Source organism: Tolypothrix sp. PCC 7601, from assembly GCF_025677855.1.
Taxonomy (GTDB): domain Bacteria; phylum Cyanobacteriota; class Cyanobacteriia; order Cyanobacteriales; family Nostocaceae; genus Aulosira; species Aulosira diplosiphon.
In genome coordinates this window covers 5674699-5686899 of record NZ_CP064879.1, presented here as the reverse complement: position 1 = coordinate 5686899, position 12201 = coordinate 5674699, and the positions used below count along the sequence as shown (strand labels likewise).

Here is a 12201-nt window from a genome sequence, read left to right as displayed (position 1 = left end):
GAGTTAAAACGATAGAGTAAAGAGAGAAGGCCAATATTGTTTTGTTTAGCCCATAGATACAAACGCAAGCAAGATTGTGGTCTCAATAAAACTTATAATTTAAAACTCTAACTCAGGACTTCAGACTCAGCACTCCAAAAATATGCAATTTATTGATCAAGCAGTTATCGAAGTAGAAGCTGGTAAAGGCGGCGATGGTATTGTCGCCTTCCGTCGAGAGAAGTATGTGCCTGCGGGTGGCCCTTCTGGTGGAAATGGTGGACGTGGTGGTTCAATAATTTTTGTAGCTGTCGAAAATCTGCAAACTTTGCTAGATTTTCGCTACAATCATCGATTTCAGGCAGAAAATGGGGGTCGTGGTGGCCCTAATAATTGCACAGGGGCTTCAGGAAAGGATTTAATTATTGAAATTCCTTGTGGTACAGCTGTTTATGATGCGACAACAGGTGCTTTATTAGAAGATTTAATCGAACCTGGACAAAGATTTCGTGTTGCGGAAGGTGGTAAAGGCGGATTAGGAAATCAGCATTTTTTGAGTAACCGCAATCGCGCCCCAGAATATGCACTTCCCGGTTTACCTGGAGAAATGAAGGTTCTACGTTTGGAATTGAAACTTCTGGCTGAGGTAGGAATTATTGGGTTACCAAATGCTGGTAAATCCACTTTAATTTCATCTTTATCGGCTGCACGTCCTAAGATTGCTGATTATCCTTTTACTACCCTAATTCCGAATTTAGGTGTAGTACGTAAACCCTCTGGTGATGGTACAGTTTTTGCCGATATTCCTGGATTAATTGAAGGGGCTTCTCATGGTGCAGGGTTGGGATATGACTTTTTGCGCCATATTGAACGTACAAGAGTTTTGCTGCATTTAATTGATGCTACCAGCGAAGATGTATTAGGTGATTTCAAAACAATTCAACAAGAATTAAAAGCCTACGGAAGAGGTTTAGCAGAACGTCCACAAATTTTGGCGCTGAATAAAATTGATGCGGTTGATCGAGAAACTGTAGACTTAGAGGCATTAGCTACAGAATTAAATCACCTCTCTTATGCTCCAGTTTTCGTAATTTCAGCTGTTACCCGCACTGGTTTGGAACCGATGTTACAGGAAGTTTGGGGAATTCTTGACCAAATGAATGCTGTCGAAGAAGCGGAAGTATTAGGTTAGGTGAAATCCTATGACGGAAAGAAACAATGATACAAGCCCCCGGATTTATCCGTGGGGTCTTTAATTTTGAATTTTGAATTTTGAATTTTGAATTCGGAGCAAAGCGACGTGACTATTGCACAGACACAAAAGTATTATTCACCGGAAGAGTATCTCGAATTAGAGGTTAATTCTGAGGAACGACATGAATATATTGATGGTCAAATTATCCCTATGACAGGCGGAACACTAAATCACAATCAAATTGCTTTAAACTTTAGCGGTGCGCTAAATTTTGCGCTCAAGCGTCAACCTTATCAAGCTTTTGTAACTGATCAGCGTTTGTGGATTCCTAATAAGAGAATTCATACTTACCCTGATGTAATGATAGTCAAAACACCTTTGGAATATCAAGAAGGAAGACGTGATACTCTGATTAATCCAATATTTGTTGCTGAGGTGTTATCAAAATCTACTAAAAGTTATGACAGGGATGAAAAGTTTGCTGCTTATCGGACTATTCCTGGTTTTCAAGAGTATGTTTTGATTGACCAATATAGAATGCACGTTGAGCAGTATTTTAAAACTGAAAACAATAAATGGATATTTTCTGAATATGAAGATGGAGATGTAATTTTATCTCTAGCGTCTGTTTCTTTTCAAATTACACTAGCTGATATTTACGATAAAGTTGATTTTAATACTGAGGAAGAGTGAGATTAAATAGGTCGGTGTAATTCAAAGATAACTAGTTAAGGCTGTCATTTGTCCTTTGTCATTAGTCATTGGTAAGAGTTTCAAGCCTATTTCTATTTCGTAATCTAGTTTGGTTTATTTCCAATCACTTATTTAATTCAAATTAGGTGACGAGAAATGCTGTGCTAGATTCGATGGAGTCTGGTGTAGAAAGTCGGCGGATAAGCGCAGCTTTTATAGGATACGGCTGACGATTAAAGGATTTCACCCCCTCACTTCACGATTTTGTTGGGTGGACAGTGCAATATACCTCTTGCAGAAGTGCTTTTTGCAAGAGATGGAAAAAGGGGAAAGGGAAAACACAAAACCTTTCCCCCTTAGCCTTTTCCCGACTTATGCAAGAAGTCTAAATATTAATAGTGCGATCGCCTCTGTAAAACCCGATTGTGTCGTAAAATCTAGGTGTCTAATTTTACCCACATATCTGAATTTACAAATCATCATTGATTATTCAGTTATATTGCCTTGTAAGTGGGAATTATAAGAAGGTATTGAATATCACCTAAAGAAAGTTGCAATGATAAATGCGATCGCACCGTTTGCTTATTTTTACAGACTTTACAGTAAGAACAAAAGCAAGCTTTTCCCAAAACGCCATCTGTGGCTAGTATTAGTTGGTGGAATATTAGCGCTGTTGGTGGTGCTAACGGGAGTTCACCCAGGACTAGCCCAAAACCCAGAACCAACACCAACAGCAAAAGTAGCGCCAAAACCAGAAGAAGCATCAACAAATGAATTTGTAGTCGCTACAAGGGTGATAGCACCCTTTGTATTTGCGGAGAAAGGTGAACTATCTGGTTTTAGTATTGATTTATGGCGCAGTATTACAACCAAATTAGGTATCAACTCAAAATTTGTGGAATATCCCAATGTCCAAGATTTGCTTTCTGCTGTTAAGGATGGCAAAGCAAATGCTGGAATTGCAGCTATTTCCATTACAGCTGAACGTCAGCAGAATTTTGATTTCTCTTTACCAATGTTTGCTGCTGGATTGCAGATCATGGTAAGACCACCGGAAACAAATGGTGGTGCTTTATCTAATATTTTGCAATTGGTTTTTTCTGCGTCACTTTTGCAAGTAGTTGGCATTGCACTGCTGCTGATTGTAGTAGCAGCTCATGTTATTTGGCTGTCCGAACGCAATCATAAAGAAGGCATGATTGATAAATCATACTTTCCTGGGATTTTTAAAGCTTGTTGGTGGGCTGCAGCCACATTAGCAACCCAAGCTGACGAAATGCCCAAGGGAGTAGTAGGACGTTTTATCGCCATTATTTGGATGTTTATCGGTGTGTTGTTTGTTGCCTACTTCACAGCCGCAGCTACTACATCGCTAACAGTACAGCAGCTTCAAGGAGATATTAGAAGTGTAGATGATTTACCCGGTAAGCTAGTAGCAACAACATCTGGAAGTACAGCCGCCAAATATCTCAAAGAACATAATATTTCTACCTTAGAAGTTCCGAAAATTGAGGAAGCTTACAATGCTCTGCAAAATAAAAAAGCGGATGCTGTCGTATTTGATGCTCCCGTACTCCTGTTCTATGCGGCTCATGAAGGTCAAGGTAAGGTAGAAGTTGTTGGTAGCGTCTTCCGTGAAGAAAACTACGGTATTGTCCTACCAAATAACAGTACTTACCGCAAACAAATTAATAGTGCATTGTTAAGTCTGAGAGAAGATGGCACTTATCAATCCCTTTATGATAAGTGGTTTGATGTTAAAAAATCTTAAGTTCTGCCAAACAATCACCATTTGCAGTGATGAATAAATGGAAGGCAATAATTTCGCATCTACCTCTGTAATTACGAATTACGAATTACTAATTACGAATTATTATGAGCCTTCTTGTGCAATTTGAGCTTTTGCTTGTTGCCACAAACTTTCCAACTCCTGTAAGCTGTAATCCGAAAGGGGGCGGTTAACAACTGCCTCCATTTTTTGTAACCTTTGGATAAATCGCTGATTTGTACCTTGCAATCCATCACTAGGATCGAGATTATGCCAACGGGCTAGCTGAATAATTGCAAACAGTAAATCGCCTAATTCTGCTTGTTGTGCTTCTTTTGTTTCTGAGGCTAAAGCCTGTTGGAATTCGCTTAACTCTTCATGAAATTTTTCCCATACTCCTGCAATATTTTCCCATTCAAACCCTACAGCCGCAGCTTTTTGGGAAATTTTCATCGCCGCCGTTAATGGGGGAAGGCTACGCCCATAGCGGCTAAGTTTAGTACTAAGTTTTTGATGTTCTGGGGATGGTTCGCCTTTTTCTGCGGCTTTAATTTCTTCCCAGTTTTGCCGCACCTCATCGACACTCGCTACTGTCACATCACCAAATACATGGGGATGACGACGAATCAACTTTTGGGAAATACCGTCAGCAATTTCTTTAAGAGAGAATTGCCCAGCTTCACTGGCAATTTGAGCTTGTAAGACTACTTGTAAGAGTAAATCTCCTAATTCCTCTGCGATCGCATTTTGATCGCCACTCTTAATTGCATCCACCACCTCATAAGCTTCCTCAATGACATAAGGTGTCAAACTTTCCGGCGTTTGTGCCAAATCCCAAGGACAACCACCATCAGGCGATCGCAATTTTGCCACCACATCAATTAATTCTTGTAATGCTGCTAGATTTTCGTTCATAGTAATTTGTTATTGGTCAATGGGCATGGGGCATGGGGCATGGGGCATGGGGCATTGGGCATTGGTCATTTCCTCTTGTTCCCTTGTCCCCCTGCGTCCTCTACCCCTCTGCTTCCTCTGCTCCCCTGCTTTTTCACACCCACTCGCCGACGAGTTGGTTTACGTTTCTTAATTTTGCCACTAGGAAGCAACGCCCGAACACCTTGCCTTTTGACTCGCTTGTATGTGGAATTGCTCCAATCGCTGAGAGTATGGCTCATAGCACCGAGTTCCATGCCTAAGAATAGGGCGAGGAATTCAGTACCGTAACTTGTGAGCGATCGCTCCACTGTTCCACCGACGTTTTGCCAAAGAGAGGCGGTATTCAAGAGCTTTTCGGCAATGGCTACGAAAACGATTGTGGCGATCGCTAGCAAGCAGCAGAGATAAACTACTCGTAGCGTCGTGCCAATAATCGGCCCGTGGGATAAAAAAGAGCGATGGCGTAAACTTTTTTGATAAGGTAGCCAAATCCAGCGCAAGAAGCCCCAGCGTTGGTATTGAATAGAGTAAATATCCAAATCTGGGCCGAACATCAGCCCACCAAACAGAAACCCGCCGGAAACGAATAAAGTTACATTGCTACTGCCAGTCTGCCAGAAAGTCACACCCGCAACAATCGGCAGAGCATACAGCGTAATGCTATCGTGGGTTCGACCAGAGGGCATTTAATAAGTTCTCAAAAATTTTTTCTCAAAAATACTAGCGCGATTCAAAATCTTTTGCTATATTCTATAAATGTGAGTGAAAACGAGCGGGCGGTTAGCTCAGTTGGTAGAGCGCCTGCCTTACAAGCAGGATGTCATCAGTTCGAGTCTGGTACTGCCCATCACTTTAAAAAGACTAGGAGTAAGTTAAAAGCTACTTCTAGTCTTTTTGATTTAAGAGAAGATTTGCACAAGGTATGTAACTCTCATGACTACAGATAGACGTTATAACCTTGGTTAAGAAAATACAAGCTTTGGTCATGAAAACTTTTGTGTTGGTGACCAAGACATAAGCGTTGGTCACGAAACAGCAAACGTTGGTGACCAAAATCATTGTTTGATAAGTAAAACTTTTGTGTTGGTGACCAAGATATAAGTGTTGGTCACGAAACAGCAAACGTTGGTGACCAAAGTCATTGTTTGATAAGTAAAACTTTTGTGTTGGTGACCAAGACATAAGCGTTGGTCACGAAAGAGCAAACGTTGGTGACCAACGCTTCTTTAAGCTCATCCTACACGTAAAAGTAAGTGGGATTTTGCGGGCATGGGGCATGGGAACGGCATCCAACCTTCGCGGCTACACTCAAATTTCTGTAAGGAGTATTTTCATAATGCTTCTCATTGTACGCGTAGCAAAATTATGTTGATGCCAAGCTTGATAGAAATCGGGGTAAGGCATATTCTTGGCACATTCCCAGGCTAAATTGTAGAAATTATCATCTAATCGCCAATAACTGCTTAAAGCTTTAACTGCTGTAAATCGATGCTTATTATCTCGGATAATTCTCCCTAAGCTTGATGCTGCCTCCCTACGAGTGGAGTTATCGAGATTATGTGATTGCAGCAGTTGCACTGAGGCAGCGATCACAAATTCATTGCCTGGATCGATTTTTCCTAAGCTTTCTGCTGCCAACCAACGGGTAGAGTTATCGAGATTATGTGATTGCAGCAGTTGCACCAAGGTGGCGATCACATCTTCATTGCCTGTGCCGATATTGATTAAGCTTAATCCTGCCTGCCAACGGGTGGAGTTATCCAGATGTTGTGATTGCAGCAGTTGCACTAAGGCGGCGATCACATCTTCATTGCCTGTGCCGATATTCCCTAAGCTTTCTGCTGCCTGCCTAATGGTGTCTTCATCCAGATTAGGTGATTGTAGCAGTTGCACCAAGGCCGTGATCGCAACTTGATTGCCTGGGTCGATATTCCCTAAGCTATATGCTGCCTGCCTAATGGTGTCCTCATCGAGATGTTGTGATTGTAGCAGTTGCACCAAGGCCGCGATCGCAAATTCATTGCCTGGGTCGATTGTTCCTAAGCTTGATGCTACCAGCCTACGGGTGGAGTCATCCAGATTAGGTGATTGCAGCAGTTGCACAAAGGCGGCGATCGCAAATTTATTGCCTGGGTCGATTGTTCCTAAGCTTGATGCTGCCAGCCTACGGGTGTAGTCATCCAGATTAGGTGATTGTAGCAGTTGCACCAAGGTGGCGATCGCATCTTCATTGCCTGGGTCGATTGTTCCTAAGCTTGATGCTACCAGCCTACGGGTGTAGTCAGACAGATGTTGTGATTGCAACAGTTGCACTAAGGCAGCAATGGCAAATTCATTGCCTGTGCCGATTTTCTCTATGCTATATCTTGCTAGCCAACGGGTGTAGTCAGACAGATGTTGTGATTGCAGCAGTTGCACTAAGGCAGCAATGGCAAATTCATTGCCTGTGCCGATTTTCTCTATGCTATATCTTGCTAGCCAACGGGTGTAGTCAGACAGATGTTGTGATTGCAGCAGTTGCACTAAGGCAGCAATGGCAAATTCATTGCCTGTGCCGATTTGCCCTAAGCTATATGCTGCCTGCCCAATACTGTAGTCAGACAGATGTTGTGATTGCAGCAGTTGCACTAAGGCGGCGATCGCATCTTCATTACCTGGGTCGATTTCCCCTAATTGCTCTGCTGCCTCCCTAATAGTGTAGTCAGACAGATTTTGTGATTGTAGTAGTTGCACCAAAGCGGCGATCGCATCTTCATTGCCTGTGCCAATTTTATTTATGCTATATGTTGCCTGCCTAATGGTGTCCTCATCCAAATTTTGTGATTGCAGCAGTTGCACCAAGGAGGCGATCGCAAATTCATTGCCTGGGTCGATATTCCCTAAACTTTCTGCTGCCCGCCTACGGATGGAGTAATCCAGATTTTGTGATTGCAGCAGTTGCACCAAGGCAGCGATCGCAACTTCATTGCCTGTGCCGATTGTCTCTAAACTTTCTACTACCTGCCCAATGGTGTAGTCAGACAGATTTTGTGATTGCAGCAGTTGCACCAAGGCGGCGATCGCTTTTGTCCGGTCTGTTTGCTGTAAAGCTGACCTAGCTTCCTCTTTTAGAGAACTGTGACTATCAATTATCCAATTGACGATTTGTGCTATTATTTCATCTGCTCTTACATAATCTTTAAACTCTGCAATCCCTGTGGCTGCTAATAAATAAGCGCGATATTCATAAAATTTTTGACATCCATCTTTAAAACTAATTAAAGTATCAATAAACTGTTGCTTTTGCTGTTTGAAAGTTTCTTCCTCTCTTCCTAACCACAGCAATATTGTTTGCTTCCATTGCGGTTCAAAGACGCGGTATTTTGCGTCTTTAAATTTAACAGGTTTATTTTTGTGTTTACGGGGTAAAAAAAAGTTCCAGTCATCAATTGCTTTAGCAGCAAAATACTCTTGAAATGAGGCATGAAAGAAAGCATAAACAGGTTTTCTATGTGTATCTATCCCTATACTGTTCAGCCAACCTCGATTTAATGCCAAACTCAGCAAAGAATTTTTATCTTCAGCATCTCCTAAAAAGCGATTAACAAAATCCTGCTGCAAGCGAAAACGAGTGGTTTCTTGGTCTATTGCTGTTTTAGCTAATTCTCCTAATTGAATATTTAGTTGCTGAATCTGGGCAGGAGTTATCGCAACTTTGTCTTTTTTCCATTTGTAGAAGTCATCAACAAATTGCTGATAGAGTCCGGATTGAGTATCTGGTAATTTCCCATCTCCTGATTGCCAATTCAAACACAAAAGCGTTAACCGCAAAGGATTTTTCACTAAATCCTGAATCCGTTCTTTCCCCGGTTCTTTCAAGGCTATGCATAACTGCTTCCCAGCTTGGGGAATTTCAATTTTATTGAACCATTTATCAATAAATTTCTCTACATCTTTTGGATAAGAAAAATCTAAAGTGCGATAGGTATCAAAATCGTCAAGTGCATTAATACTGCCATCCCACATATTAACCCGACAAGTCAGCACAATTCGCGATTGAGAAATTGCTCCTGCTTCACGCAATTGACGCGAAATTTCTGTTAGCGAATTACCTGAAGATGCGGACATTTCATCTAACCCATCTAGCAGTAGCCACACATTATTTTGATTAAACAGAGCAACAAAATCATCTTTTAGTTGCTTGGTGGCTTCAGCTTTACCTATTTTCTCAGCTACCTGATTTAACCAAGTCTCAAAAAGATAAGCTTTTAATTCCTTCTCGCGCAAATCTGCTAATGATACCCAAATGACAATCGACTGCTGAATCTCACGAGATACCCAATCAGCAATTTGCTGTAACAGTGTTGTCTTTCCTGCACCTGGTTCACCAATAATGGCAATTCGCTTACCTTGACTTTTAGGCGTGTTCTTCTGTTTTAAAACTTCTTCCAGAAAAGCGTCATGCTCAAAATTTTTGGTAATTTCTGTTTCTTTATAAAGTTCAGATCCCTGTTCTGGAGAAACATCATCTTGAATCTTATCTGTCCCCTGTTCTAAAGAAGTATTATCTTTATGCTTAGATTGTTTTTTGCGCTCAACTAATCCCAGTGGTACGTAAACATCATCAACTTGCAGGGTGACTCCTTCAGTTAATGTCAAAGGATTTGTAGTCAGCTTGCGCCTGTCTGTCAATATTTGACGACAGATTTTCCGCCAGTCATTGGGAGTTAACTTTACCCGCTTTTCCCCGTCGGGCGACTCCAGTCAGTTAAAAGTGACTGAGCCACTAAATGTATTACCTTGGAAGACATTCTTAATCTCATCTGCTAACTTGGCATTGTTGACAACTGAAGGGTTTGAGGTGATTTCTTTTACTAATTTTTGAATTTCTTTCCCAGTCTCAGACTGATCGTTTTTAATGGCTGCTTCTACGTCTACAACTGCTTGAGCAATTTCTGGATCTTGTTCGGCTGCTGCTTTCAATTCCAGCACTGCTTGACCATAATCTAGTCTTTGGGTTTCATCAGCTTCTACAGTCGCAGTCAGCAATGGCAATTTATTCTTCTTACGTAGCTTGTCTATTAACTTGCCACTTTGCGTCCAAACCGCATCACCAATATTTTCGCCAATTTTTTCTTGTGCTTTATTCCAAAGTATAGAGGCGATCGCATTCACCACAACCGTTAGCGTCACAAGTTCCATAAACTCAAAGTCAATGTGGAAATTACTTATATCTGCTCTAATTTGGTATTATGGCAGCAATTTTTACTTACAAGCAACGGATAGTTAAGGAAGCCTAATTTGCGATCATCCACCTTTTAACTTAAATAATCAGGGCATAGCAGTGCTATGCCCCTACAACAGATGATAGATATGACGGATGTTAAGGAACTTCCAGAAAATAAATTATCCCATTTTCAGATTGGCAGAGTCTTTCTCCTCTGCATACACAGCAATGGAATATTTTTTTAGTTAAAAGTCCCTAAGCTGGCAATACTCTTGCAAAGGTTTGATCGCTATATTGCTTACAACATTCTGGACGTAAAGGATTCTTAGCAGTGTACACAAAAAACAGAGTAGACCGTGATTGTGTACGGGGTTTACCGTGATGGAAAATAGCTCTCGGATCTGCAATAACTATGCTTCCAGCTTTCCCTGGACATGATTTCCACAGTGACTTAGGCACAATTTTTTCTATCTCTGCATCATTCAGCCCGACTAAACCTTTTGCGGTTTTGGGTACAATCTTAGAGCGAATTTGCAACTGTTGAATTAATGACAGTTGAGATTTAGGAATATACTCAAATGGGCCATTTTCTACACTCACATCATTTAGGTAGATAATTACCTTAACCATGCGACGGTCTTCTGCATCTAGGTGCCATAATTCTGTAGTTAGTTGCTCATCATTGGCAAAGTCTCGCCGTAAATGTACGCCTTGAAAGGCAATCGGTAGACCGATATAGTTTTCGATAATATTCAGTAACCTTTGTTCACTTCCCCAGTGAAAAAACTCAGGTAAATCTGTGACAGTAAAAATCTGCGGATAAGCTGGATTTTCTAAGCTACCAAATTTTTGCGGATTTTTATATTTAGCAGCTAAAGCTAATTCCATATTAGCCAACTGGCTTTCGGCAGATGGAATCAATGCTGCTGTTTTGGGAAGTGCTAAATCTTGCAAAGAAGTAGTCACAACTCCTTCTTGACGCAGAGTATCAACAATCAACTTATCTTGTGGAGATAGCGCAGGTAATTTCCTGGAATGGCGCATTAAATCTATTCTGTAACGCAATTCGGAGGGGATTCTGGGAATATATTTATACAGTTGATTGAACATAGCAAAATATCAACCTTTGAATGTTGAGTAGTAATTGATGGTATTAGTTACAATTTATGCTTATTGGTTTTGGGTAAAAGGTTAAAGGTTAAGGGTTAAAGGTTTTTTTCCTTTTCCCATTATCCTTTTTTCCCTTAACCGACAAATATTGAGTTTATAGCCAGGAGTTTCGCTCTTAACTTTGCTGCATTGAAGTGCTTGCTACAAACTCATCAAAACTAATGCGATAGATAAATAAAAAATGGCATAATCATTATTAATTAACCGCTTGATTCCTACCATAATGTGACCTAATAAAAATTAGACACTTTATAGTTGGTTGAATAGGTAATTGAAGCTGACACGTAAATAATTAATGCCAAAGCTAACGGGTTGTTGTGGTATTTGAAGGGACTGACATCACGAACAGCAGATGAGTACCACTACTGATGCACCGCCAATTTGGTAGATTGCTTTTCAACTATATAACTGGAAGCGAATTATAGAAGGTGCCGTTAATCATTCTTAATATAATGTGGTGCGTCTGTGTGCCTAGCAATTGCTGAAGGAATGGGCGATCGCATCTTTGTTGAATATTGGAGAGCGATCGCACATTTTTAATCATGGACTTTGCCATCAGGCATAATTGCGCCTTGGAAGTCTACATCTGTGAGAATAGCGCCTGTCAAGTCTGCGCCTTTTAAATTGGCGTTGCGGAGGATGGCGTTGCTGAGATTGACATAGCTTAAGTCTGCATTTTGTAAACTCGCTTTTGTTAAATCTGTGGGCATATCTCCCCACTGCACTCTCCGGCTGAGGTTTGCTCGACACAATTTTGCGCCATCTAAGTTGGCGTGATGCAATGCAGCAGCTCTCAAGTCAGCGTAGCTCAAGTCTGCTCCTGTCAAAACCGCATATCCCAAATCTGTACGCTGATCGGAACTAGGGCGTAAATCTGCTTGAAATAACAGAGAACGAGAAAGCTTGACACCAGTTAAATTAGCGCCACATAAACTAGCTTTGATTAAATTCGCCGCTTCTAAATTACTCTTAATTAAGTTTGCACCAGTTAAATCTGCTTCTCTGAGGATTGCACCATACAAGTCTGCTTCACTTAAGTTTGTTCCCCAGAGGATAGATTCACTTAAATCTGCTTCACGCAGACAACCTTGACTGAAGTTAGTTTTACCGAGCCTAGTCTGACGTAAATCAGCATAGCTAAAATCTGCACCACTGAGGTTGACGTTTGTTAGCTCTGCTTCTTGTAAATTGACTCGCTGAAAATTTCTTTCTCCAGTACCGTAACGCTTAAGAATTTCATCCAAATTCATATCA

General features: G+C 41.1%; 10 protein-coding genes and 1 tRNA gene. 4 read left to right on the top strand and 7 right to left on the bottom strand.

Annotation, left to right across the window (positions count from 1 at the left end):
* Window positions 1–142 precede the first annotated feature (142 nt).
* The 3 genes from obgE (at window position 143) to HG267_RS23320 (ending at window position 3638) form a co-directional block, all read left to right on the top strand.
* Window positions 143–1171, top strand: coding sequence for a GTPase ObgE (gene obgE, locus HG267_RS23330; RefSeq protein WP_045868201.1), 1029 nt, complete (start codon window positions 143–145; stop codon window positions 1169–1171).
* Window positions 1172–1279: 108 nt separating this feature from the next.
* The gene (locus tag HG267_RS23325; protein WP_045868200.1) at window positions 1280–1867 is read left to right on the top strand and encodes a Uma2 family endonuclease; all 588 of its coding nucleotides are present in this window, start codon (window positions 1280–1282) and stop codon (window positions 1865–1867) included.
* 556 nt (window positions 1868–2423) lie between these two features.
* Window positions 2424–3638, top strand: coding sequence for a transporter substrate-binding domain-containing protein (locus HG267_RS23320; protein ID WP_045868199.1), 1215 nt, complete (start codon window positions 2424–2426; stop codon window positions 3636–3638).
* 102 nt (window positions 3639–3740) lie between these two features.
* Here HG267_RS23320 and mazG read toward each other — a convergent pair whose 3' ends face one another.
* Window positions 3741–4550 (bottom strand): nucleoside triphosphate pyrophosphohydrolase, encoded by an 810-nt coding sequence (gene mazG / locus HG267_RS23315; RefSeq protein ID WP_045868198.1) that lies wholly within the window; start codon window positions 4548–4550, stop codon window positions 3741–3743.
* Window positions 4551–4615: 65 nt separating this feature from the next.
* Window positions 4616–5257, bottom strand: a complete 642-nt coding sequence (locus HG267_RS23310) for a metal-binding protein (RefSeq protein ID WP_045868197.1) — start codon at window positions 5255–5257, stop codon at window positions 4616–4618.
* Window positions 5258–5345: 88 nt separating this feature from the next.
* Between HG267_RS23310 and HG267_RS23305 the strand changes: the two genes are divergently transcribed.
* Window positions 5346–5418 (top strand) — tRNA-Val (locus HG267_RS23305).
* A gap of 461 nt (window positions 5419–5879) precedes the next feature.
* On the opposite strand, the gene HG267_RS23300 is transcribed toward HG267_RS23305, so the two are convergent.
* The 5 genes from HG267_RS23300 to hetL all read right to left on the bottom strand — a co-directional run bounded on the left by HG267_RS23300 (window position 5880) and on the right by hetL (window position 12197).
* On the bottom strand, window positions 5880–9242 hold the full coding sequence (locus tag HG267_RS23300; RefSeq protein ID WP_263419967.1) for a HEAT repeat domain-containing protein: 3363 nt from the start codon (window positions 9240–9242) through the stop codon (window positions 5880–5882).
* Window positions 9243–9314: 72 nt separating this feature from the next.
* The gene (locus HG267_RS23295) at window positions 9315–9752 is read right to left on the bottom strand and encodes a hypothetical protein (protein ID WP_045868196.1); all 438 of its coding nucleotides are present in this window, start codon (window positions 9750–9752) and stop codon (window positions 9315–9317) included.
* A 280-nt stretch (window positions 9753–10032) separates the two neighbouring features.
* Complete coding sequence (locus HG267_RS23290; RefSeq protein ID WP_045868195.1) at window positions 10033–10887, bottom strand: phytanoyl-CoA dioxygenase family protein; 855 nt, start codon at window positions 10885–10887, stop codon at window positions 10033–10035.
* A gap of 460 nt (window positions 10888–11347) precedes the next feature.
* Window positions 11348–11503 (bottom strand): hypothetical protein, encoded by a 156-nt coding sequence (locus HG267_RS23285; RefSeq protein ID WP_155538983.1) that lies wholly within the window; start codon window positions 11501–11503, stop codon window positions 11348–11350.
* A complete protein-coding gene (hetL, locus tag HG267_RS23280; RefSeq protein WP_045868194.1) occupies window positions 11484–12197 on the bottom strand; it encodes a heterocyst differentiation pentapeptide repeat protein HetL in 714 nt (237 codons plus the stop codon). The genes HG267_RS23285 and hetL overlap by 20 nt, the downstream gene beginning before the upstream one ends.
* Window positions 12198–12201 lie beyond the last annotated feature (4 nt).